Origin of the sequence: Pelorhabdus rhamnosifermentans (assembly GCF_018835585.1) — a bacterium.
In the GTDB taxonomy this organism is placed as follows: Bacteria; Bacillota; Negativicutes; order UMGS1260; family UMGS1260; genus Pelorhabdus; species Pelorhabdus rhamnosifermentans.
The window spans coordinates 22,827-43,442 of sequence record NZ_JAHGVE010000030.1; the positions used below are offsets into that span (position 1 = coordinate 22,827).

Annotated in this window: 30 protein-coding genes and 1 pseudogene; 19 read left to right on the top strand and 12 right to left on the bottom strand. The window is 37.7% G+C overall.

Annotated features, from left to right (window positions below; genetic code table 11):
* Window positions 1-274: 274 nt before the first annotated feature.
* On the bottom strand, window positions 275-1,792 hold the full coding sequence (locus tag Ga0466249_RS22440) for a tetratricopeptide repeat protein (protein ID WP_215831733.1): 1,518 nt from the start codon (window positions 1,790-1,792) through the stop codon (window positions 275-277).
* Between the two features lie 461 nt (window positions 1,793-2,253).
* Between Ga0466249_RS22440 and Ga0466249_RS22445 the strand changes: the two genes are divergently transcribed.
* From Ga0466249_RS22445 to Ga0466249_RS26780, 3 genes are read left to right on the top strand one after another with little or no spacing between them, the layout of a single operon-like run.
* Window positions 2,254-3,255 (top strand): N-acyl homoserine lactonase family protein, encoded by a 1,002-nt coding sequence (locus Ga0466249_RS22445; protein ID WP_215831734.1) that lies wholly within the window; start codon window positions 2,254-2,256, stop codon window positions 3,253-3,255.
* Between the two features lie 50 nt (window positions 3,256-3,305).
* A complete protein-coding gene (locus Ga0466249_RS26775; RefSeq protein WP_246588971.1) occupies window positions 3,306-3,569 on the top strand; it encodes a class I SAM-dependent methyltransferase in 264 nt (87 codons plus the stop codon).
* Window positions 3,570-3,616: 47 nt separating this feature from the next.
* On the top strand, window positions 3,617-3,817 hold the full coding sequence (locus Ga0466249_RS26780; protein WP_246588972.1) for a hypothetical protein: 201 nt from the start codon (window positions 3,617-3,619) through the stop codon (window positions 3,815-3,817).
* Between the two features lie 63 nt (window positions 3,818-3,880).
* Here the strand turns inward: Ga0466249_RS26780 and Ga0466249_RS22455 are convergent, their stop codons facing one another.
* The gene (locus tag Ga0466249_RS22455) at window positions 3,881-4,468 is read right to left on the bottom strand and encodes a hydrolase (RefSeq protein WP_215831735.1); all 588 of its coding nucleotides are present in this window, start codon (window positions 4,466-4,468) and stop codon (window positions 3,881-3,883) included.
* Between the two features lie 407 nt (window positions 4,469-4,875).
* Between Ga0466249_RS22455 and Ga0466249_RS27875 the strand changes: the two genes are divergently transcribed.
* The 3 genes from Ga0466249_RS27875 (at window position 4,876) to Ga0466249_RS22470 (ending at window position 6,439) form a co-directional block, all read left to right on the top strand.
* Window positions 4,876-5,175: a GNAT family N-acetyltransferase gene (locus Ga0466249_RS27875; RefSeq protein WP_215831736.1), complete on the top strand. Its 300-nt coding sequence runs from the start codon at window positions 4,876-4,878 to the stop codon at window positions 5,173-5,175.
* A gap of 89 nt (window positions 5,176-5,264) precedes the next feature.
* Window positions 5,265-5,750, top strand: a complete 486-nt coding sequence (locus tag Ga0466249_RS22465; protein WP_215831737.1) for a GNAT family N-acetyltransferase — start codon at window positions 5,265-5,267, stop codon at window positions 5,748-5,750.
* A 122-nt stretch (window positions 5,751-5,872) separates the two neighbouring features.
* Window positions 5,873-6,439: a GNAT family N-acetyltransferase gene (locus Ga0466249_RS22470; RefSeq protein ID WP_215831738.1), complete on the top strand. Its 567-nt coding sequence runs from the start codon at window positions 5,873-5,875 to the stop codon at window positions 6,437-6,439.
* Between the two features lie 303 nt (window positions 6,440-6,742).
* Here the strand turns inward: Ga0466249_RS22470 and Ga0466249_RS27880 are convergent, their stop codons facing one another.
* Complete coding sequence (locus Ga0466249_RS27880) at window positions 6,743-6,949, bottom strand: PaaX family transcriptional regulator C-terminal domain-containing protein (protein WP_215831739.1); 207 nt, start codon at window positions 6,947-6,949, stop codon at window positions 6,743-6,745.
* A 37-nt stretch (window positions 6,950-6,986) separates the two neighbouring features.
* Between Ga0466249_RS27880 and Ga0466249_RS22480 the strand changes: the two genes are divergently transcribed.
* The 6 genes from Ga0466249_RS22480 to Ga0466249_RS22505 all read left to right on the top strand — a co-directional run bounded on the left by Ga0466249_RS22480 (window position 6,987) and on the right by Ga0466249_RS22505 (window position 11,014).
* Complete coding sequence (locus tag Ga0466249_RS22480; RefSeq protein ID WP_215831740.1) at window positions 6,987-7,136, top strand: hypothetical protein; 150 nt, start codon at window positions 6,987-6,989, stop codon at window positions 7,134-7,136.
* Window positions 7,137-7,280: 144 nt separating this feature from the next.
* Window positions 7,281-7,955, top strand: a complete 675-nt coding sequence (locus Ga0466249_RS27600) for a helix-turn-helix transcriptional regulator (RefSeq protein WP_312889821.1) — start codon at window positions 7,281-7,283, stop codon at window positions 7,953-7,955.
* Window positions 7,930-8,313: a RidA family protein gene (locus Ga0466249_RS22490; protein WP_215831741.1), complete on the top strand. Its 384-nt coding sequence runs from the start codon at window positions 7,930-7,932 to the stop codon at window positions 8,311-8,313. Before Ga0466249_RS27600 ends, Ga0466249_RS22490 begins: the two co-directional genes overlap by 26 nt.
* The gene (locus Ga0466249_RS22495) at window positions 8,310-9,404 is read left to right on the top strand and encodes a threonine synthase (protein ID WP_215831742.1); all 1,095 of its coding nucleotides are present in this window, start codon (window positions 8,310-8,312) and stop codon (window positions 9,402-9,404) included. Before Ga0466249_RS22490 ends, Ga0466249_RS22495 begins: the two co-directional genes overlap by 4 nt.
* Before the next feature lie 45 nt (window positions 9,405-9,449).
* A complete protein-coding gene (locus Ga0466249_RS22500) occupies window positions 9,450-9,872 on the top strand; it encodes a GNAT family N-acetyltransferase (protein WP_215831743.1) in 423 nt (140 codons plus the stop codon).
* Window positions 9,873-10,435: 563 nt separating this feature from the next.
* Window positions 10,436-11,014, top strand: coding sequence for a flavodoxin family protein (locus tag Ga0466249_RS22505; RefSeq protein WP_215831744.1), 579 nt, complete (start codon window positions 10,436-10,438; stop codon window positions 11,012-11,014).
* 238 nt (window positions 11,015-11,252) lie between these two features.
* Here Ga0466249_RS22505 and ribH read toward each other — a convergent pair.
* The 6 genes and pseudogenes from ribH to Ga0466249_RS22535 all read right to left on the bottom strand — a co-directional run bounded on the left by ribH (window position 11,253) and on the right by Ga0466249_RS22535 (window position 15,542).
* Window positions 11,253-11,554: pseudogene (gene ribH / locus Ga0466249_RS27890) on the bottom strand (6,7-dimethyl-8-ribityllumazine synthase).
* A 168-nt stretch (window positions 11,555-11,722) separates the two neighbouring features.
* Window positions 11,723-12,214, bottom strand: coding sequence for a DUF362 domain-containing protein (locus tag Ga0466249_RS27605; protein WP_312889822.1), 492 nt, complete (start codon window positions 12,212-12,214; stop codon window positions 11,723-11,725).
* Window positions 12,117-12,665: a MarR family winged helix-turn-helix transcriptional regulator gene (locus Ga0466249_RS22520; protein ID WP_215831746.1), complete on the bottom strand. Its 549-nt coding sequence runs from the start codon at window positions 12,663-12,665 to the stop codon at window positions 12,117-12,119. The genes Ga0466249_RS27605 and Ga0466249_RS22520 overlap by 98 nt, the downstream gene beginning before the upstream one ends.
* 476 nt (window positions 12,666-13,141) lie before the next feature.
* On the bottom strand, window positions 13,142-14,023 hold the full coding sequence (locus Ga0466249_RS22525) for a cation diffusion facilitator family transporter (protein ID WP_215831747.1): 882 nt from the start codon (window positions 14,021-14,023) through the stop codon (window positions 13,142-13,144).
* A gap of 37 nt (window positions 14,024-14,060) precedes the next feature.
* Entirely contained in the window at window positions 14,061-14,498 is a 438-nt protein-coding gene (locus tag Ga0466249_RS22530) for a Fur family transcriptional regulator (RefSeq protein WP_246588975.1), read from the bottom strand.
* A 492-nt stretch (window positions 14,499-14,990) separates the two neighbouring features.
* Window positions 14,991-15,542, bottom strand: a complete 552-nt coding sequence (locus Ga0466249_RS22535; protein ID WP_215831749.1) for an IS30 family transposase — start codon at window positions 15,540-15,542, stop codon at window positions 14,991-14,993.
* A 173-nt stretch (window positions 15,543-15,715) separates the two neighbouring features.
* On the opposite strand from Ga0466249_RS22535, the gene Ga0466249_RS22540 reads away from it, so the two are divergent.
* Window positions 15,716-15,958, top strand: a complete 243-nt coding sequence (locus Ga0466249_RS22540; protein ID WP_215831750.1) for a hypothetical protein — start codon at window positions 15,716-15,718, stop codon at window positions 15,956-15,958.
* 383 nt (window positions 15,959-16,341) lie between these two features.
* On the opposite strand, the gene Ga0466249_RS22545 is transcribed toward Ga0466249_RS22540, so the two are convergent.
* Both Ga0466249_RS22545 and dmpI read right to left on the bottom strand, forming a co-directional pair.
* On the bottom strand, window positions 16,342-16,707 hold the full coding sequence (locus Ga0466249_RS22545; RefSeq protein ID WP_215831751.1) for a winged helix-turn-helix transcriptional regulator: 366 nt from the start codon (window positions 16,705-16,707) through the stop codon (window positions 16,342-16,344).
* A gap of 117 nt (window positions 16,708-16,824) precedes the next feature.
* On the bottom strand, window positions 16,825-17,019 hold the full coding sequence (gene dmpI / locus Ga0466249_RS22550) for a 4-oxalocrotonate tautomerase DmpI (RefSeq protein ID WP_215831752.1): 195 nt from the start codon (window positions 17,017-17,019) through the stop codon (window positions 16,825-16,827).
* Between the two features lie 204 nt (window positions 17,020-17,223).
* Between dmpI and Ga0466249_RS22555 the strand changes: the two genes are divergently transcribed.
* The 5 genes from Ga0466249_RS22555 to Ga0466249_RS26800 all read left to right on the top strand — a co-directional run bounded on the left by Ga0466249_RS22555 (window position 17,224) and on the right by Ga0466249_RS26800 (window position 19,597).
* Window positions 17,224-17,382, top strand: a complete 159-nt coding sequence (locus tag Ga0466249_RS22555; RefSeq protein WP_215831753.1) for a hypothetical protein — start codon at window positions 17,224-17,226, stop codon at window positions 17,380-17,382.
* Between the two features lie 239 nt (window positions 17,383-17,621).
* The gene (locus tag Ga0466249_RS22560) at window positions 17,622-18,053 is read left to right on the top strand and encodes an Lrp/AsnC family transcriptional regulator (protein ID WP_215831754.1); all 432 of its coding nucleotides are present in this window, start codon (window positions 17,622-17,624) and stop codon (window positions 18,051-18,053) included.
* A 42-nt stretch (window positions 18,054-18,095) separates the two neighbouring features.
* Window positions 18,096-18,401: an NIPSNAP family protein gene (locus Ga0466249_RS22565; RefSeq protein WP_215831755.1), complete on the top strand. Its 306-nt coding sequence runs from the start codon at window positions 18,096-18,098 to the stop codon at window positions 18,399-18,401.
* Window positions 18,402-18,424: 23 nt separating this feature from the next.
* On the top strand, window positions 18,425-18,850 hold the full coding sequence (locus tag Ga0466249_RS22570) for a C-GCAxxG-C-C family protein (RefSeq protein WP_215831756.1): 426 nt from the start codon (window positions 18,425-18,427) through the stop codon (window positions 18,848-18,850).
* 615 nt (window positions 18,851-19,465) lie between these two features.
* On the top strand, window positions 19,466-19,597 hold the full coding sequence (locus tag Ga0466249_RS26800) for a DUF255 domain-containing protein (RefSeq protein WP_246588976.1): 132 nt from the start codon (window positions 19,466-19,468) through the stop codon (window positions 19,595-19,597).
* A 105-nt stretch (window positions 19,598-19,702) separates the two neighbouring features.
* Here the strand turns inward: Ga0466249_RS26800 and Ga0466249_RS26805 are convergent, their stop codons facing one another.
* Window positions 19,703-20,260 (bottom strand): hypothetical protein, encoded by a 558-nt coding sequence (locus tag Ga0466249_RS26805; RefSeq protein ID WP_312889824.1) that lies wholly within the window; start codon window positions 20,258-20,260, stop codon window positions 19,703-19,705.
* A gap of 92 nt (window positions 20,261-20,352) precedes the next feature.
* On the opposite strand from Ga0466249_RS26805, the gene Ga0466249_RS27895 reads away from it, so the two are divergent.
* Window positions 20,353-20,457 (top strand): DUF255 domain-containing protein, encoded by a 105-nt coding sequence (locus tag Ga0466249_RS27895; RefSeq protein ID WP_376769320.1) that lies wholly within the window; start codon window positions 20,353-20,355, stop codon window positions 20,455-20,457.
* The last annotated feature ends 159 nt before the right edge of the window (window positions 20,458-20,616 follow it).

Here is a 20,616-nt window from a genome sequence, read left to right on the forward strand (position 1 = left end):
ATGGGATCAGAGCCTAAAAACTGCGTTTTTTAATGGCATGTAATTGTAGGTGAAGCTGCAGTTATTGTATGGAAGTAAATATATCAAGAAAGTTAGGGATGCAAGGATTCTGTGCTTTTGAGTGTCGGCTATAGTACGTGCAAATGAACGCGTCTTGCAGGGCAAGGGCGAGTTCGTTCCTCCGGGCGCACCATCTAAATAGAAAAGGCAAGGCTTCAGGAATTCTGAGCTTTGCCTTCTTACTTTTTGGTGTCAACACAATTTATAATAAAGATCAAGGCTCAACTCCAAGTTTGTTGAGCTGGGTTTTAGCATCGGCAATCCATGCTGGTTTAGTTCCATGCTGGAGGTATTGGTGAAAGGCATCGATAGCTTCCTGTGGGCGTTTAAGGTTCTCCATTAATGTTTTGGCTTTATAGTAATAAACATCTTCTTGTTGAGGATCGAGCGCAATGATTTTATCAAAGTCAGTCACCGCTTCTTCATATTGTTTTAAAAAAAGGTGAGCAAAAGCAGCGTTTATATAATACGTTACCGCGCGACTGGGATCTAAGGTTGCTGCTTGGTAGAAGTCATTTATGGCCTCACTATATTGTTTTAACTCCATATAGGTTTTGGCACGAAAGTTGTAAGTCATGGCATCATTATTTTTAGCGGCAATCGCCTTATCAAAATCAGTGAGAGCTTGTTCATATCTTTTTAACTGGTAGTAAACATAGCCGCGGCCAAAATAACTTATTGCTGTAGTCGTGTCATTGGTACTAGTGGTAATAGCCTTATTATAGTTTTCGATAGCTTGCTCATATTGCCCGGATTTCATATTATCCATGCCGTTTTTGAGATACTCTTCCGCTGACATTGGTGCGCGATTTGTTATTGTCGATGTCTCCGCTGTGAAGCCAAGTTCGATAAGTGCTTTTTTGGCAATGGCGACAACTACGGGATTGTCTCCAATCCGAAGGCATTGCCTGAACGCATCAATTGCCTCTTGTTTATGGCCGAGTAGTTGCAAAGTACCTCCTTTAAGTCCGTAGGCTCTTATATGATTAGGATTAATGGCAATGGTTTTATTGCAGTCATCAATAGCTTTTTCATATTGTTTTATGCCTGAATAGGATAGACTGCGTTCGAAATACGCTTCTGCATTTTGAGGACTAAGAGCAATTGACTGGTCAAAATCGGCAATGGCTTGCTGATATTGCTTTAATTCATTATAGGTTTGACCACGCCTAAAATAGGTAATAGCTTGGGTTGGATTTATGGCAATGGCTTTATCAAAATCGTTGAGGGCTTGTTCAAATTGTTTTAAGCATTGGTTGATGATGCCTCGTAAAAAGTAAGCTTCGTCCATATGAGGATTAATAGAGATGGCATTGGAAAGATCAGCAATGGCTAATCCGTCTTGATTAGATAAAAAATAAGCTCTACCGCGTAGATAATATCTTCCGGCTTGCTTGGGAGCAAAGTTTATTGTTTTGCTGAAGTCAGAAATAGCCTGTGCATACTGTCTTAAGCGCTCATGAGCCAAACCGCGTAAACCATATGCCTCATCGTAATCTGGATTAAGTGCAATGGCTTTGTCTAAAGATAAAATAGCCTGTTCGTATTGTTTTAATTTGAAATTGGCGGATCCATTATTGTAATACTCGATGGCTTTTTCTTTGTTTTCTGTTGTCATCGGTTCAGCTTTAGTTGTCGTCGGTATAGATACAAGCAGTAAAACTGTGATAGACAATATGATACTGAAATTTCTGAGAACGGATTTCCTTTTATAATCCCATAAAATATTCAATTGGAACCCCTCCATAGAAGAATCTAATTAATTTATTCCTCATAATGTAATTTTTTTCCTGCAAGATAAATTTATGGTAAATATATATATTTTGCTTGCCTTTAAAATTGTACATAATTTTAACATTAAGAGGAGTAAATAACAGGTTGCTTTGCACTCTGAGCTATGAAATCTCAAACAATAATAGGAAGGCAATTATCTATAAAACACAGTATAATTTATGTAAAAAATTATAAATTAGCTTATTTTATTGCTTAACTGCTCCGGCGAGATCGAATCCATTAGAGCTAACGGGTGTATAAAGATTGATTATTACGCATGGATATGTCACATTCATTAAAAGCATGAAAACTTCAATACTGTGATAACCTAATCTGAGTTATTGGATTGCGAATAGTCTGAAGTACTTATATTTCTAGCTCATTTAAACTACATTCCAATTCAGAAGGGTGATAGGCGATATGAAATTACATATATTACAAACTGGCTACACGAAAGTACCTTTTGGTCAATTCTTTGGAGGTCTTGAAGGCTGGGCAGGTTTAAAGGGGCTCATAAAATTTGCTACGGACAAAAAACATTATATATTGGTACCTATTAACTGCTTTTTAATAGAACATCCTATTCGGGGACCAATATTAGTAGATACAGGTATAAGTTGGGAACAAGCTCGCGAGCATAGTCGGTACTATACTGGAGTTGCCAAAATTGTTTTAGATGAGGACGAGTATATATTAGAACCTGAAGAACAGATACCTGCACAACTTAGGGCGTTAGGATATGAATGTAATGACATAAGTACGATTATATTGACCCACCTCCATGAAGATCACATCGGGGGGCTAAAATATTTTTCTCATGCGAAAGTCATAGTAAGTAAGATCGAATGGGAAAATCGTAATAAAAAATTTTTAGGGCTAGTGCCGCAAATATATTCAAAATCAATTTTACCTATTAGAAATTGGCAGTTAGTTACGTATTCTTCTGGTGCCTTTTACAATTTTTCTAAATGTGAAGATATTTTTGGAGATAATAGTTTGGTAATGATTCCTACTCCCGGTCATACTACTGGACATTCGAGTGTGTTCATACAATGTGGTTCTTATCAGGTATTACTTTGTGGTGATATACTCTATACTCTTCGACATTTAGCGGTAGAACAAGTTAGATCAATAATCCTTCAACCGGAATTAGTTCAGGATTATATCGAATCGGTGCAGAATATAGTGGGACTGCATCAATTAATTCCTAATTTAATTGTCATTCCAGGTCATGACCCTACAGAGTATCAATCAAAGTACTTAAGATTATTTTTTAAGGATGGTGCATTATCAGAGAAAGAACTGCTGCAGATTAAATCATATGAAAAGCGTATTTTTAATGACAGTTATACATTGATTCAAGGGTTTATACCTAAATTTGTACCAAGTTCAGATAGTAGTAGAATAGGAAAGGTCTATTAAAAACATAACTTAGATTCTAGAGTCTAAGAGTAGAAAGGATAGTGTGTGCTGTGGCAAATAAAAAAAGCGGGCAAACCGCCTTTAACGTAGCGGCAGGACGGTTGGTTGAACAGTATCAACCCCAAGAAATCAGGCTTTTTACCAATCCTGTAATCAAAAATCTGTTTAATTGGCCTATCCGGTTCCTGGCGGAGTTCAAAATAATTAGAGATTGGCTGATTAGAATGAGTGATAACAAAACCAAGGGCATTTATGGTTCACAAGTTTGTCGCACCAAGTATATTGACGATTCGCTTCAATCGGCTATCGTCTAAAAAGTGTGGTAGAAAAAAACTCCGACATTGAAGGGGCAAGAGATCTGGTGAGATATCTCGAGAAGTATGGCATCATTTGGCATTTTGGACTTGACCCGTTAGAGGTAGCGGATTTTCTAAGACATTTTAAACTAAAGCTAATCGAAGATGTCGGGCCTTCTTATTATCAGGAGAAATTTTTAAAACCGCTCGGGCGGCGGTTAGACGTGTCAGAAATTGAACGGACAGCTTATGCAACGGTTATTTAATAGAATAAACGGCAAGACCGCAGAATTTCTGTGTCTTGCCATTTTTATATATAATAAAATGCTTTACTCGAATTTTTCCATTTCTTTATTTACTGATTCCTCGCAGGAACGCATGGCAAGCAGTGTTTTTTCAAGCAGTGTATCTAGTTCCCAGCCAAGCATTTCTGCACCTTTTTTTATGACATCGCGCGAACAGCCTGCGGCAAATTTTTTATCTTTAAATTTTTTCTTTAGACTGGACAGCTCCATATCCATTGTGCTTTTGGAGGGGCGCATTTTAGCAGCGGCACCGATTAAGCCAGTTAGTTCATCAGTGGCAAATAAAATTTTTTCCATCTGGTGTTTCGGCTCAATGTCGACACAGAGACCGTAACCATGGCTGCAGATGGAATAGATCATTTCTTCGCTTACGTTTTCCGCTTTTAAGAGTTCTGAAGCTTTTTTGCAATGCTCTTCAGGATAAAGTTCAAAATCAATGTCATGAAGCAAGCCGACTGTTCCCCAGTAGTCCGATTCATTATTATAACCTAGTTCCTTTGCATACCATTTCATAACGCCTTCTACGGTCAGACCATGATGGATATGAAAAGATTCTTTGTTATACATTGTCAACAAATTCAGCGCTTCTGTTCTTGTAAGTGAACTAACCATGTTTATCGTCTCCAGTCTTTTGAAAGAGTCTATATTGTATACTCAAATTAGTCAGTGCTCAAATGATTGAGACAACTGTCATTCATTGTTAATACTATATTTTTTCTTTTTTCCCTGCTTCTAGTCAATTTATACTATTTTTTACGTTGGCGCTATATGCGATTGTGCTGGCCATGAAAACTGAAATTCGCCCGGCTTTTTTCCAGTGATGTCGATGCTTCAATAATTGTCGTTCAAAAAGGAATACCTTTTAATTTAGGCACCTTCAAAGTCACTTCTTGTGCATTGTTGGAGGGACATCATAAGGCTGTGGCAGCGATGTTGGAAGGCTGCAAGCTTCGTTGCCTAACAATTTTGCCTGTACATAGTATTTCTAGTTCAAAGGACGACAAAAATTTTAAGATGTCATGTATAATATTATTGCAGATGAACATGTAGTGGGGAATTTTTCATTTTATAGTAAGGGAAACGGGAATTTTTGGACGGTGATACCTGAATATCAAAATAGGGGTATTGGTTCTAAAACAATAAAGTACTTAGAAACGAAATATCCAGATGTGAAAATGTGGGAATTGGAGACACCAGTTCAAAACTATCGTAATTGCCACTTTTATGAAAAATGTGGTTTTGTTAAGGTCGATGAGAAAGTTCATTCTGAAAAAATAACATTGCGGATATACAAAAAGATCATCGAGAATATCCTTTAAATAAAGCTAGCTTGCGAGTTGCTATATGCAAAAAGTAGCAGCGGTTAAAGTAGACAGCTTTGATTATACTTGGAAAGAAGGGCGCTGTAATGAAATTAACTTTTCATAAAGCTACTTTTGCAGATATTGATATTTTAACCAAAACAAGAATAGAAGTTTTGCGATCAGCTAATAATCTATCGGATGATGTAGATATGTCATTAGTAGAGCTAGAATCTTATAAATATTATCAAAATTGTTTTGAAAAAGACGCTCACGTAGCATATTTAGTATGTGATGGTGATAATTTTGCAGGTTGCGGAGGCATAAGTTTTTACGGAGTTATGCCAACATATAGCAATCCAAGTGGAAAAAATGCGTATATCATGAATATGTATACAAGACTTGAGTATAGAAGAAGTGGTATTGCTAGTAAGACATTAGATTTATTAATCCAAGAAGCAATAAATCGTGGTATCAAGAAAATATCGCTAGAAGCCACAGAGATGGGGCGACTAGTATATCAGAAATACGGATTTGTTCGTATGAAAGATGAAATGGAATATCCGTTATTTAAAATACAGTATTTACTATAACTATTGACAAGGTGGTATATGGAGAGCGTAGCAGCTTTTCCCATGGTAGAACAGATCGACGATAACAGTGTTCACAATGAAATTGATGGGATGAAGTGCCGATTTTTTGGAAGGGAGATATTATGATCAATAATTTATACATCGTGAGGCCTACGCGAGATGATGTAATATTAGCATATCAGGTTTTTGAAACAGCAATTGCCGATGCCTTTGAAAAAGAGGGACTAGGCTCTGAACAAAAATTTATTAATAGTGAAATTATGCAGAAGAAGCGTTTGTTGGATGCAGCTATTGCTCAGCCAAACTTAGATATAGATTTCCTAGTTGCTAAACTAGAAGAGATTGTTGTTGGCACAATCTCGTTTGGACCATGTGGTGAGCATATCAGAGAATGCACGGAGAAAAGGTGTCATAGTGTAGGTGAACTGGGCAGCCTTTACATCCTGCCGCGTTATCAGGGCCAAGGTGTTGGCTCAGCTTTAATCGCTGCTATGGCAGAGAAGCTTTCTAAACAAGGGATTGATCAATTTTGTTTAGATAGCGGTTACAGGCGTGCCCAAGAGAAATGGTTAAGAAAATTTGGTGCCCCCTATAAAGCGATAAAAGACTACTGGGGGCCAGGTTCTGAGCATATGATTTGGTTTTGTAATGTAGCCGATTTTGTAAACGCTGTACTTGCTGCCAATTAAACATCAAGTAGGTCGGAAGCTTGATAATGATTTTTATAAGGTTTTGTACCAGAAAAAATTATGATTGATAAGCAGACGCTAGAAATGGTAGAGGAAACGAATGAGCAATGTCAAGAGCTTCTGAATTTTGTATTAGTTTGGCAGGAGCTTTTTGTTTTTATAGGAAAGTAATTACCATATTATTAGATATACCCGATATTGGGGGAGAGCCTGACCCCATCGTCCCTGGTAGTTTGCTACTCCGATTGGAGATGCAGCGTAGCTGGCCTCAAATCCCTTTCTAGGAAAACGGTGGAGTATATTCTATTTTTTTATGAACTTGTAATATCGACTGTTTTGACGGAGCTTATTACCAATTAAATCATGCAGATTGGTCAATAGCTTGAGAATCTGATTGCCATTCCAATCTTTCGGTAATAATGGTATGGGGAGAAACGGATCTTGTAGTAATATATTGTCAATATGTTCATCTAAATCAAGATAGTTGATACTTCCTTGTATAAAAGTCATCTTATGCTTTTTTCACGTTTAAATGATATAATAAAACGTGAAAAAAGTTGAAGGTGTTGAAATGGTTACAATAATTTGGGACACGTTACTTAAAGAAGAAGCGGTGCAAGAATACCTCAATCCTTATGTTATCGGGATTGAGGTATTCTTTGTTTCTAAACTTTACGGCAAACTGATTATTATATAAAAAATTATACATAAACAACAACAAAATATAAAGCAAAGATGCAAATGCTTGACGAGACGCTCTGAAAACAGTATGATTTATATAAATAATTATATAAAATGTTAATACATATAAAAAAATATAAAATGGTTAGGAGATATAAAAGTGCATCCAATCTTAAAGGCATATATTCCAGTAGTAAATATGCTTATACAGACATTTGGAAAAAATTGTGAAATAGTCATCCATGACTTGACACAGCCGAAAAGTTCGGTAGTATATGTGGCAAATGGCACTGTAACCGGTCGAAAAGAGGGCCAGTCATTTGATCATCTCATCCGTCAAGTCTTGCTCAACAAGAAATTTAAAGATGATTGTACCGCGAACTATGTCTTCGAAGCGGAGAATGGAAAAAAAGTCAAGTCTTCTTCCGCGCTTATTCGTAATCCAGAAGGCGAAGTAGTAGGAATGCTCTGTATCAATTATGACTTGACTGTATCTTATCTAATACAGGAAAGACTCAATGATTTTCTGCCCGCATCCACCCCCGAGACAACCTCTACCGAAGATAGTGTTCCTAATCAAGATGTACTGACGATCATAGATGAACTAATTGACAATATCATCAAGAATACAGATGTCGGTAACTTAAAAAGAAAAGATAACATAGAAATCATACGCTTCATGGATGAAAAGGGGGTGTTTTTGGTAAAAGGTGCAATTGATAAAGTAGCTGCAAGTATGGGCTTATCTAAAGTAACTATTTACAGTTACTTAGACGAGGTAAGGGAAAAAAATAGGAAAGGCGTGGCATATGGAGAAGATAACATCCCAATATGATGGCGAAAACAAAGGGCATTACATGCCCGGGATTATTTCAAATGGAATGTTGTATATATCTGGACAGCTATCTATCGATCCTGATACTCGGAAAGTGCCGGAGGGCGGGATAAAAGCACACGCTAGACTTGCTTTGGCCAATGTGGAGCGCGTTCTGAAAGCAACTGGACTTTCTCGTACTGATATTGTCCAGTGTAGAGTATATGTATCAGATATTGACCAATGGGATAGTGTTGACAAGGTTTATACAGAATTCTTCGGCGAACACAAACCGGCACGCATTGTTGTACCTGTAGGTGAGCTTCACTTTGGATGCCTTGTAGAAATTGAAGCGATTGCGGAGGTTAATAAACAATGAAATATAGTTGTTCAAAATGCGGGGAATCAGTAGATGTAACGACCCGAAAGGCAAAGTGTGATTGTGGAGGTCTTTGGAAACTGGATTATAAGCCCCAAAAGTTTGATCTGTCTTTAGTCGATCAAGATACTTGGAGCATCTTTCGCTATCGTGCTTTCATGCCTTTGGAAGGTGAGCAGTGGCGGGAAATAAGCCTAGGTGAAGGTATGACACCTGTGATTCGATTTAATGAAGATGTACTGCTTAAAATGGATTATTTCATGCCGACGTTATCCTTCAAGGATAGAGGCGCTGCCGTACTGATAGCACACTGTAAGGCAATTGGTGTAAATTCTGTCGTGCAAGACAGTAGTGGGAATGCCGGAAATAGCGTAGCGGCCTACTGCGCAAAAACCGGTATTGAATGTGAGATTTTTGTGCCTGAAGGTACTTCATCAAAGAAGATCGATATGATCAAGTCCCATAATGCCCGCGTCAATATTGTTCCCGGCACGAGAGATAACTGTGCAGATGCCTGTAGAGCAAAAGTAGATACAGAGGGAAAGTATTACGCAAATCATGTGTATAATCCGTTCTTCTATGAAGGCACCAAAACTTACATTTACGAAGTTTACGAACAGCTGCACAGAATTCCTGCGAACATCTTTGTCCCGCTGGGAAACGGCACGCTATTTATCGGTGTTGTAAAGGCTTTAGAAGAACTTCTTGAAAGTGCCGTAATTGATAAAATGCCGCATATCGTAGCGGTTCAAAGCGAAAACTGTGATCCATTTATAAAAGCAGTGCTTGCTGGAGAAAAGCATCCAGCTTCTGTAACCCCTACCTCGACAATGGCAGAGGGAATTGCCATCGGTGTACCCATGCGTGGTGAAGAAATTTTGGAATATACCTACAAGTACAATATCGAAATGATTGCAGCCCCAGAAAATCGTATTATGGAAGCGAGAATGGCGCTTGCTGCAAAGGGGGTTTACTGTGAACATACAACCGCAGCCACTTATGCAGCCTATTTAAAGTATTGTGAATTAAATGGCAAGACATCTGATTGTTTGATTCCTATGTGTGGCGCTGGTCTTAAATCTGATCACTAATTAGCTGGCAAATATCATTTGCAGATGCACTAAGAGGAGGTAAGAATGCAATATCGAATTCAAAGAAACATTGAACATATTGATTGGCAGGTGGTTTGTAGAGTATCACAGGAGGCAGGGTTGGCAACACATCCTGTAGAGTTAACGAGAAAAGCTTTTGAAAACAGTTACTGTGTGGTATTTGTATTTGATAATGACTTATTGATTGGGGTAGGCCGGGCGATTTCCGATGGTGCATATCAGGCGGCAATCTACGACATTGCTGTTTTGCCTACATATCAGGGGAAAAAAGTTGGTAGACTGATTATCGATGAAATTCACAAAGATTTGCAGAAGATTAACATTATCTTGTATGCAAGTCCAGGGAAGGAACCATTTTATAGTAAAATCGGGTACTATAGAATGCTTACGGGAATGGCGAAATTTGATAATGAAAGCATAATGCGTGAAAAAGGATTTATTGAGTAAATTTTTTTGTAACAAAGGATAAAATGATAGGAGAGATTCGATGAGTGCAATAGCTAAAACCCCTCAGCCGCCTTACTATGCAGTAATATTTACTTCGCTGGAATAGGCATAACGGTGTCGTATTGGGAATCACTAGAAGCTATTGGAAATTGGAAGAATTATGTCCGTCACAGAGAAGCTCAAAAATTAGGACAAAATTTATGGTATGCAAGTTTCGCAAATAGTGGAAAGGTCAAGAAAAACTGGACATAAAGTTAAGGCTTTTGAGAATTTTGTGATTCAAACTCTTCTGGACTTAGCCATCCTAATGCAGAGTGTATGCGTTTAGTATTATAATAAGGCTCAATACTCTTTGTTTTAAAGGAAAATAAAGATGCAGACAACTTATCCGTAAGCAGTTAGACAGAGGCGTCAGTCTTTCGATAACGAGATAAAATTTCAAGAAGATAAACGACAGATTTTACCTATAAACAAATTATACAATTAGTTTGTATAATTTGTCAGTTAATAAAGGATTATAGGTTGCCTTTACTAACCTAAATTTATTATATAAGGAGGAAAAAATGAAAGTCATGGGATTTATTGCAAGTCCGCGGAAAGAAGGTAATACCGCGTGGATAGTAAACAAAATACTCGAAGGTGCGAAAGAAGAAGGCGCCGAAACCCAATCATGGTATTTCAACGATCTTGATATCAAACCGTGCCAGAGTTGTTATGGCTGCCAACATGGGGAGCTGCGATGTGTTATCAACGACGATATGCAGAAACTCTATGACGCGCTTGAGCATGCCGATGCTCTTGTTCTCGGCTCACCAACTTACATGGGGCAGATGAGTGCCCAGGCGAAAATATTCACCGACAGGTTGTTCGCACAATACCATCCACGATTCTCTCCGCAATTCAAGGAAACAAGTGTTGCTAAAAAGTTGGTTCTTGTTTTTAATCAGGGTAATCCTGACTCCAGCCTGTTTCAGTCGTATTATGATTACACGAAAAACATGTTTCAATTGCTGGAATTTGATGTTAAAGATTTAGTTGCCATTGCCGGTATGCGAAACGAATCGGCGCATGAAAGAAAAGATCTGCACACTGCCATGAAGAATATCGGTTCGTCACTGGTTTCGGAACAATTCCGAGAATAATGAGGATGTTGTAAATGAGAAACTGATTGACGACATGTGCCGTATGCTCTCTACCTCGGCGATCTCGCCCGGATCAGGCTCCTGTTGATTGGCAGGAGCTTTTTGTTTTTATAGGGAAAGTAATTACCATATTATTAGATATACCCGATATTGGGGGAGAGATATATGGCAAAAATATATTTTTTGGGGGGAACTTTGGGGGCAGGCTTGAGATATCGGGAATTTGACTTATAAAAATCTAATTGTTGAAATAGGGAAAAATGATGGGAATACCGCTATCCAGACTTATCTGACCAACTCCTTTTGTAACTTCAGCGCAAATAGAGTCGAAATTCGGGGTGCCATCACGGATTACAGCGCCAAGGCAAATGACGGCATCATAATTAGTTTTTGTCACCATTTTTTTGTCACCACGGATATCTCAAAAGCTCCTGGAATCCAGGCCAATTCTATGTTGGCTTTAGGAACACCATGACGCTCTAGAGCATCAATAGCTCCGGCCAGAAGTTTGCTAGTAATAAATTCATTGAATCTAGCCACGACTATGCTGAATTTCAATCCTTCTGCAAGTAGGATTCCTTTATAAGTTTTCAACGTTACCAAGCCTCCTTCTAGTGATGTAAATATGATTTAAATTCTCATCAGCGAACCGATGGAGGTGCGTTGATAAGTATCTGAGTGAAAAAATAAGAAGCGCTTAATCAGCATTTAGAAAAGGCTCTTATATGTGCAGGCTGATCTGTCTGCATTGAAGCTAACTAGTTTAAGAGGAAGCACATAAGTCGGGTTACATTTAACGGTGTCGATGTGTATGCGGGAGTGTTGCTGTGTATGACCGGCACGATGTAAATGCTTTTTGCCGAATATCTTTTCGATTAGATTGTTGAACGCATTTATTCCAGAACGTTTTATTGCACTTACGGGGCATGCCGAGGCGCAAGCACCGCAAGATTTGCATCTTTCTGGAATAATCTCATACTGGCCGTTGTTTATTACAATCGCGCCAACTGGGCAAACGCTTTGACATTTTCCGCATTGCTTACACATGGCGCTGATTTGGTAACCCATATCGGAGTTTCTCAGTAGTATAAGCCAAGAAATATCAGAAATGGCTATGCGGATCGCGATTTTTTGAATGGAATGAGAGATGATGATGTCCCTGTTGTCCATGGTGCCCGTGGTGATGAGTATCATGCGCATCAGATCCGACTAGGGTTTCTATGCTGGCGCTAATTTTTTCCACGAAAGCGAGCATTTGGGTTTGTTCTTCTGGTAGCAAACAATTGAACATTGTTGTTGTTAGATCATGAGTGGTAACACTGGATTGCACGGCTGCCTTTTTCCCGGTTTCCGTTAGAAAAATCCGCATGACACGCTGATCATTTTCATCTTGTTTGCGTGTAATCAAACCAGTTTGTTCCATTCTAAGTAACATCTCTGTCATAGAAGACGGACGAACATCCATTTCTTCGGCCAAATCTTTCTGACTTGCTCCGTCGTTTTGCGAAATGAGCGATAATAAACGAATTTGCCCACTATGCAGTTTTTGTCCTTCTGATACATCACCAGCCATCCAGTGCTCCATTCGATGGATGTGTCGGCTTAAGCGGGACAGGGCGTTATATAATTGATTAGCAGTTGCGGTTTGCATTTTGGAGTCCTCCCATTCACTAATATAATTAGGAACCTAAATAAAATATAGTGCTAAATATTCTCCTTGTCAACAAAAATATGTAGGAGCCTAAATATAAATGCAACTATAAGGAAGACTATTAATTGATGCATAATACCCCTCATACATTCCAGAAATAAAGTTCATTTTGCTGTTTGTGTCACCCCGTTGAACATTTCATTTGCAAAGTAGCCCTCTGCAAGACAGTTCAGTGAAATGTTTTCTGTTATAATGAATCCGAATTAAAACAAAATAAGGAGGAGTGAAATTAAGTGGCCGGTTTATATGATAGGAGCCAGTTAATCTGTTTCAACTGCGCCTTCCCGTAAGGCTTGGGAATAAAGGATAACGGAATAGGCGGTGCTAACTGACTGCCTTGTTTTGAACCTTTCCCAAATTAACGGAGAAGAAAGATTTTGATGACAGCTCTCAAGGCTTTAGGGTAAGTTGAGTTGTTACGATGGGTCTACATGTATGTTAATGTAGGCATTCTTTATTACTAATTCCAATTCGGATTCGATAAAATCTTCTAAAGCATGGGATTCTTTTACGGTTAAATTCTTATCTACTGTTATGTGCAGATTAATGAACGTGTTATTTCCTGCTTTTCTTGTTTTAATTTCATGATAATTAATGATCTTATCTTGGCATCTTTCCAGAACTTCTTTAATTTTTAAACATTGTTCTGGCGGTATTCTGGCATCAAGGAGTTGCACCAATGCATTTCGACTCAAATTGTAAGCCGCTTTGGTAATCAGCATAGCGACGATGACCGCGATAATTGGATCAATAATATGAAGTCCGGTTATTCGCATTAATATGATGCCGACTGCAACGCCAAGAGAAGAATAGGTGTCAGTTCTTAGATGCGCGGCATCCGCTGCCAGGGCCATTGAATCTTCGCTTTTTGCCACTTTATATAAATGGGATGAAATTAAAAAATTAATTACAGTGGAGATAGACATTACGCCTATAGCAAGATAAGTTTCTGCAGTTTCCACTGGGTATATAATTTTGGGGATGGCTTCTGCAATAATTATCAAGGCGGCTGCAAACAGGAGTATTCCCTCTAAAAGAGCAGATATATTTTCGATTTTCCCATAACCGAAAGGGAAGGATTCGTTAGCTGGTTCTGCAGATAAGCGGATTGAAAAAAATACAATAAGAGAAGCCAGTAAATCCATTCCGGAATGGATTGCTTCGGAGAGGATACTCACAGAGCCGCTGATTCCGGCAATTAAAAATTTCACGGAAATTAATATACAATTCGATAGGATTGCCAGCAATGATGCAGTTGTTTTGTTGTTTAATTTTGTTATAAGATTAGTTCTAACCATACTGGAACCACACTCCATATTGGTATGACAAGTACCGTTACTTACGGTACTTGGATTGACACTCTTTACAGTAACCATAAAAATATAATTGGTAGTCTAAAATTGAAAAATCATTCATGTGACTTATGTCAGGTTCAAATTTATCTGGTAAATAACCTGCCATTTCAATTACCTTACCGCAAACTATGCAGATCATATGATGATGTTGGCGAGAATGGTGGTCACATAATTCGTAGCGATGACATCCATCACCAAAATCAAGTTTTTGCACAATACCTAAATTGTTAAATAATTCCATGGCACGATATATGGTTGCCAACCCGATTTCTGGATATTGTTGACGGACAGTATTATAAATATCTTCGGCGCTAAGGTGACGACCCGCATGGTCGGTAAGGGTGTGGAAAATGATCTCACGTTGCCGTGTCAGTTTATATTGACCGTTAAATTTTTGTTGCAGTTCAGGAATGTTCATTAGCATTTTTCCCTCCAGCCTTGAAGTGCATTGCGATCGAGATGTATTCACTTTCAAGAAAAACAATTAGGTACCTAAATAAAATATACTGCTAATAAGAGACTATGTCAATAAAAAAATATTTAGGAACCTAATTAATTTAACAAGCAAGGCAGTTAAAGCCATTTTCATTCCGTATTCTTAAAAAAGACTATATATTGAACGTTAGAGTTTCATAAAAAGGGAAGCAGTTAAGCCGAAAAAAGGCAAAACGCTAACGTTAAAAAAATTCACATTGTTCTTCGGGTCGTGGGACGGTTAAGCTGTTTAAGGCAAAGGCTTTTGATGAGGTTATTATAAAAGATAATATTAAACCTGATTTAAAGTTTTTTAAAAGCGAATTGTCAAGTCAAGTGCGACACTTCGTGTAAAAAGACTTCAATAGCAGATTTCCAGCTTAAACATTTTCGTGGTCTTGAATTAATCAGAAACAGATTGTGCATAAGTTCCGTTTCATTTACCAGCGAAAGGTCGGTTTTCTTGGGATAAACTCTCTGAGCAATCCATTGGAATTTTCATTGCTGCCCCGCTGCCAAGAACAGTAAGGGCTGCGAAATACATGTCAATTCCTAGCTTTTCTTTTACCGATTCGTGGCAGGAAAACTTTTTACCCCGGTCTGTCGTTGCAGTTTTAAAAGCTTTCAATGGTAAGACGCTACAGAGATATTCGATTGCTTTTTGCATACTATGGGAAGAGCGATCACTCATTTTTAGAACGGTATACAAACGGCTTTTTCGTTCTACAAATGTAGCAAAGCAACCTTTATTTTTTCCACGGCTTGAAACCATAGAATCAAGCTCCCAATGCCCAAATGTCTGTCGGTCCTTCACCTCTTCAGGCCGTTCAGAAATCGATAGGCCTACTGCAAACTTGCCACGCTTTTCTGGCGGACGACGGCGACTTCCTTTGTGTCGGAGTACCTTTTCGTTTAGAAAAAACTTACCTTGATATATCCAGTTATAAATGGTTTTAAAACTGACTTTTCCAAGGGTAACCGTATTCATAGGGTAACCTCCGTTGAATGGTGTGTGGTAACTTCATTCTACACGAAGGTTAGCTCTGTGAGCTTTGTTTTTATTAGTTGTCGCACTTCATTTTACAATCCAAGTCTATAATTCCATTTGATATTGCGCATCTAGCCCCGCACGATATAAGCATTACTTTTGGTCCTGTTATTTTGGCGGAAGAACTGCAAACCTGGAATGAACTCTTTAGTATTGAAGAACGTTATAAGGATAAGTGTTGCAGCGATGATGCTAAATATTGGATTGAACAGATACTCGATGAATGTGGTGATAAGTCTCCAAGTGAATTTTTAGCGATCAAATTAGCGAGTGCCCAAAGATATCCCTATTCAGATACTAATTTTTTACGAAAGCCCTTTTTAGAAGCTTGTGAGAAACAACATATTTTTGACTAGACCGCCTACAATAGTCTAGCTAAGCGGATAAGGTGGATTTAAAACTGAGTCATAATAAACAGATAAAGAAAAAACCTGCTATTTCTTTTTAGCAGATTTTTTTGCGTATTTAAGGCGGATAAATTCTTTGAATTCTTCAAGTCGTTCTAATGCTTTAGGTGGTAAATCCTGTAGCGATTGGTAGGATGGTCGACAAGCTTTTCAATAGGAGTTCGAATATTAGTTCCTCCCAAACGCCAAGCCGTACTGACTACTGATTGTTTTGCAACGATTTTCACATGGCAAGGGGATGGTGGAAGTGTCGTGAGTTTAAGACGCTTCCACCGCCCCCTTGTCTTTTGTTGAACGCTTTAGATAACTGTGCTTACGACAAGGGTAAAGCATCATTTAACTTCTTTCTTAAACATAGCGTGTTTGGTAAAGTTGAAGACTTCTTCTGACCAGACTAGTGACCAGTCCTTAAACGGGAGAAGTAACTCAATGAGCATCTTACCTCGTTGAGTCAACTGGTAACCTTCAAGCGTACGCTCTACAATGTCAGCTTCCCTCAGATCCTTAATACGGCCGTTCAGTATAGAAGGTGAGATCGACTCGCACCGTTCCTGGAGCTCTCTGAAGGTTGAGGGGCCATTTTGCAAATTCCAGATGACACCCATAGCCCAACTCCTACCCAAAAGATCAAAAAGAGCCATAATTGGAGACCCCGATTGTGATCCTCTAACCGGTTTACCTGGACGTGGAATTGACATATTGACTCCTCCTTAATGTATAATATACAGTAATATATATTATATAGCTTTTCTCAATATAAGGTAAGATACTTAAAACCCTCCCTCGTGATAGAAGAGGGGGGGGTTTTAGATATCTTACTTAGTCGCGAATTTTTCAGCTAACGTCTGACCGCCGACACCAATACTGTCATACTCAAACTCATCAATAAAGACAGTATAAGAGCTTGCAGGAATATTGGTAACCTCAGTTGCTGCAGAAGTTAATTTCTCAATCAACTCCTTTTTCTTTTCAACCGAAGCTTTTCCCATTTTCACTGTAATTACTGGCATAATCGCACCTCCCATATATTTATTGTAGCATGCTACTATAAATATAGCATGCTTCTTTTTTAGTAGCAATACTTTTTCAAAAATTTTTTTGAGTTGCCCGAAGAGGTTTTTGAATGGTGTAATTTTCGGAGGAGTCTATAATATGGTTTCGGTAAAAGAGAATTGCTACCAAAGAACAAGTGGTCCGGAACAGTTGGTAGGGAAATGTCGAATACGACAGATCGTAGCGGCCAGAAACGACTGATTTATGAAGCGATAGAGAGAAATCTAATGACAAGGGCACAGTTAGCAAAAGTACTCCAAATTGATCCAGCTAATATAACAAGAATTTGGCAGCAGTCGATTAATGTTGAAGGGGAGTAAATAAGTCAATTTTATATAACTCAAGCCTGACCCCGTCGTACTAAGAACATAATAGTAGTTTTATGTGATTTTTTACGAATCGTAATGAAGATTAATTATTTTGTTATAACTTTATCACTTTTACTAAAGGATAAAGCAATAATATAAAGAATTAGTTACCATTAGTAGAAATAACATTGATAAATATTACTTATAGTTAAATTACTAGCTAAATATGATACAATTTGAAGGGGATGCTTATGGATTGTGTTGATATGGAGATCGTTAAAATATTAGAACGTAATGGAAGGATAAGTCACGAGGAAATTGCTGAAATATTACATTTGTCTAGGCCGGCCATACATAAAAGAATTGCGAAGTTAGAAATGGAGGGGATAATAACTGGGTATAGGGCATTAATTGATTGGCGTAAAGTTAAACCATGCATTCGCTGCTTAATATTTTTAAAAATAAACGGAGGCTATTTCGCTCAAATTGCAAACGAGATTGCCAATGTGGAAATAGCTGGAGTCGTTATAGAAGAGTGTCACCGTCTGGCTGGCGAATGGTGTGTGTTAGTAAAAACGAGAATTTCAGCGCCGGAGGATACTACAAAAATACTTGATCGTGTATGGCAATTAGATGGAATAATTGAAACGTCAACAACATTTATTATTGATACTGTTATATGAATACCCCAAAGCATTCTCAATATATAAAAAGGGGGATTACGTATGGTTACTTCTTATTTAAGATATATTATTGATCCTCACAAAGTGGCGGAATTTGAGGAATACGGAAAGATGTGGATAGAACTTGTGAATAAACTAGGCGGAGTTCATCATGGATACTTTTTGCCACATGAAGGAGCGAATAATGTTGCCTATGCATTATTTAGCTTTCCGAGTCTTGCTGAATATGAGAGTTACAGAGAAATAATTAAAACAGATGAAGAATGTAAGGTTGCTTTTGATTTTGCAGAAAAAGCTCGTTGTATTTTCAGTTTTGAACGTAGTTTTTTAAGACCTGTATTTAAATGAATTTTTTCAGTGGGAGGTGAGGAATGATTATAGAAGCGTACATTCGGGAGAAAGTGCATAGCTACTATTGGGAAGAAGATATTAATTGCGCAACAGTTATGCTTAAGATATTATCAGAGTTACATGACTTAAATTTAGACCAGCGAGTAGTCAATTCCGCCATTGGTATGCATGGCGCTGGTGGATTTGGTGCACAGTGTGGTTTGGTAGAAGGTTCCTTGATGTTTATAGGCATTTTTGGAAAGGAAAATAAATTAGAAACAGAAAAAATAGTTGATTTATGTTATTGTTTTGCAAAAGAATTCGAACAAAAATTTAGTAGCTTGTTATGCAAGCAGTTACGTCCACAGGGATTTAAGTCGGATAATCCGCCTCATTTATGTGAGGGACTAACAAATCAAGCTATAAAATTTACTGCTGAATATTTAGAGAACAATGTTAAATATTAAACAAGGCACCTACTCTTATAAATGGAGTGGGTGTTTTAACATAATACAGTGTTAATGAAAACGCAAATAACCTAGTCAAAATTTTGACTAGGCTTATTTTTTGTATAAAAATGCATTAGACCTGTTTACGCAGGGTGAGCAAGAGGATACGATTAATATAGAAATTAGTTTACATAACTTTAGAAGGTGAGAGCATGAACGAAAATGTAAAACCAGTAACGCCTAGATGTGGGATATGCAAAAGTTTCTATTCTTCTAGGGATGACGGTGGCAGTGGCTTATGCCTCAAATGTAGGCCAACAGATAGCCAACCTATTTTAAACATGAAACATCAATTAAAACAAACAATTATATAAATCAATTTTTTATATAACTCAAGCCTGACCCCAACGTCCCCAAATAAGGCACAAGTACAATAATAAGTTAATGTGGGCATCGAAAAATGGTTGAAAGAAGTGGAGCAAACTATTTGTCATTATGTTTGACATTGTTATAATTCCAATAAACTTACAGTACGCAAGCAAAAAAGCTAAAAATTTCATAATATTTACGATTACTGATTACTGCGTAAATCGAGTAGGTATAAAAATTTAATTTTTGAAATAGTCGCCATATTTGGCATATGCTTATAACCCAATAGATTGGTATACTTGGGAGCCAGAAGCATCCGATAAAGCTGAAAAAGAAGACGAGCCGATTTTTCTTAGCATAGGCTATAGCACCTGCTATTGGTGCCATGTACACTAAGGTAACATTTTGAGATCAATATTATTGAGCTGTATCAACATTAATAGGTGAAAGCTGGGCTATGTTTTCTTTAAGAGAAATGGCACGGCTTTTTTTGTTGCTTTTTTAATGTTCATCATCCTCTTGTTTTTCATGGTCTAATGGTTTGGCGGCTTCTGGCTGTAAGATTCGCGAATTTTTTGTTCTCTCTGTTTTCTTAGTTCTTTCAGAACAAACAAAAATACCTTCTTGCCACACTTGATAACCATATACTAAAGCACCATCAATAGTAGTAATTAATACATTTATTAAAGGAGTTATACCTACTTCATGAAAAAGTCCCCTATTGCCAAGGAAATAGACATGAAATAAATATATAAATCCAAAGTTTAGTACTATATCAATTACCATATATTTCAAAAATTGGCCATAAATAAAGTAAAAAAGCCACATAGTAGTGACGAAATTTAATCCGAAGATAATATAAAAAGATGTCCTTAGTGGATAAGTTGTTTCTCCATAAATAAACCATCCTAGATTTTCCCCCATTTCTACAGCTAATACACTAGTAAGCGCAGAGAACAGAGCGACAGGAATAAAACGCTTTGTGCTTTCTTTATTCATAAAAAACAAAGTAAACCATGGCAGAACCAATATAGACCACATTAACATCTGATTATTCACAGTCATACCCCCTGTAGTTTATCTAATATAGTTTTACCTGATATGATCCAATATAAACTACCAAAATCTCTTATAAGCTTTTAGTAGGATCTATTAATCGGAACGCCAAACGCGAAGACAAGCCTGTGTTTTTGAGTATCGGCTATAGTACGTGCCATTGGTGTCATGTGATGGAAAAATCCTCTATCTCGGTTTAGGCCGGGGTAGAGGATTGCTTATGTTTGTTCAAAGATTTTACAAAGAGAAACCTGCTATTTATCAGTAGCAGGTTTTTTGGCATATTTAAGGCGGATAAATTCTTTGAATTCTTCAAGTCGTTCTAATGCTTCAGGTGGTAAATTCTGTAGCGAGTTATC

Bases quoted from the DNA above. Each gene is read 5' to 3' on its own strand.
- Ga0466249_RS22445 (WP_215831734.1), top strand. From the start codon at position 2,254: ATGAAATTACATATATTACAAACTGGCTACACGAAAGTACCTTTTGGT.
- Ga0466249_RS22455 (WP_215831735.1), bottom strand. From the start codon at position 4,468: ATGGTTAGTTCACTTACAAGAACAGAAGCGCTGAATTTGTTGACAATG.
- Ga0466249_RS27875 (WP_215831736.1), top strand. From the start codon at position 4,876: ATGTATAATATTATTGCAGATGAACATGTAGTGGGGAATTTTTCATTT.
- Ga0466249_RS22465 (WP_215831737.1), top strand. From the start codon at position 5,265: ATGAAATTAACTTTTCATAAAGCTACTTTTGCAGATATTGATATTTTA.
- Ga0466249_RS22470 (WP_215831738.1), top strand. From the start codon at position 5,873: ATGATCAATAATTTATACATCGTGAGGCCTACGCGAGATGATGTAATA.
- Ga0466249_RS27880 (WP_215831739.1), bottom strand. From the start codon at position 6,949: ATGACTTTTATACAAGGAAGTATCAACTATCTTGATTTAGATGAACAT.
- Ga0466249_RS22490 (WP_215831741.1), top strand. From the start codon at position 7,930: ATGGAGAAGATAACATCCCAATATGATGGCGAAAACAAAGGGCATTAC.
- Ga0466249_RS22495 (WP_215831742.1), top strand. From the start codon at position 8,310: ATGAAATATAGTTGTTCAAAATGCGGGGAATCAGTAGATGTAACGACC.
- Ga0466249_RS22500 (WP_215831743.1), top strand. From the start codon at position 9,450: ATGCAATATCGAATTCAAAGAAACATTGAACATATTGATTGGCAGGTG.
- Ga0466249_RS22505 (WP_215831744.1), top strand. From the start codon at position 10,436: ATGAAAGTCATGGGATTTATTGCAAGTCCGCGGAAAGAAGGTAATACC.
- Ga0466249_RS27605 (WP_312889822.1), bottom strand. From the start codon at position 12,214: ATGCGCATGATACTCATCACCACGGGCACCATGGACAACAGGGACATC.
- Ga0466249_RS22520 (WP_215831746.1), bottom strand. From the start codon at position 12,665: ATGCAAACCGCAACTGCTAATCAATTATATAACGCCCTGTCCCGCTTA.
- Ga0466249_RS22525 (WP_215831747.1), bottom strand. From the start codon at position 14,023: ATGGTTAGAACTAATCTTATAACAAAATTAAACAACAAAACAACTGCA.
- Ga0466249_RS22530 (WP_246588975.1), bottom strand. From the start codon at position 14,498: ATGAACATTCCTGAACTGCAACAAAAATTTAACGGTCAATATAAACTG.
- Ga0466249_RS22535 (WP_215831749.1), bottom strand. From the start codon at position 15,542: ATGAATACGGTTACCCTTGGAAAAGTCAGTTTTAAAACCATTTATAAC.
- Ga0466249_RS22545 (WP_215831751.1), bottom strand. From the start codon at position 16,707: ATGTCAATTCCACGTCCAGGTAAACCGGTTAGAGGATCACAATCGGGG.
- dmpI (WP_215831752.1), bottom strand. From the start codon at position 17,019: ATGCCAGTAATTACAGTGAAAATGGGAAAAGCTTCGGTTGAAAAGAAA.
- Ga0466249_RS22555 (WP_215831753.1), top strand. From the start codon at position 17,224: ATGTCGAATACGACAGATCGTAGCGGCCAGAAACGACTGATTTATGAA.
- Ga0466249_RS22560 (WP_215831754.1), top strand. From the start codon at position 17,622: ATGGATTGTGTTGATATGGAGATCGTTAAAATATTAGAACGTAATGGA.
- Ga0466249_RS22565 (WP_215831755.1), top strand. From the start codon at position 18,096: ATGGTTACTTCTTATTTAAGATATATTATTGATCCTCACAAAGTGGCG.
- Ga0466249_RS22570 (WP_215831756.1), top strand. From the start codon at position 18,425: ATGATTATAGAAGCGTACATTCGGGAGAAAGTGCATAGCTACTATTGG.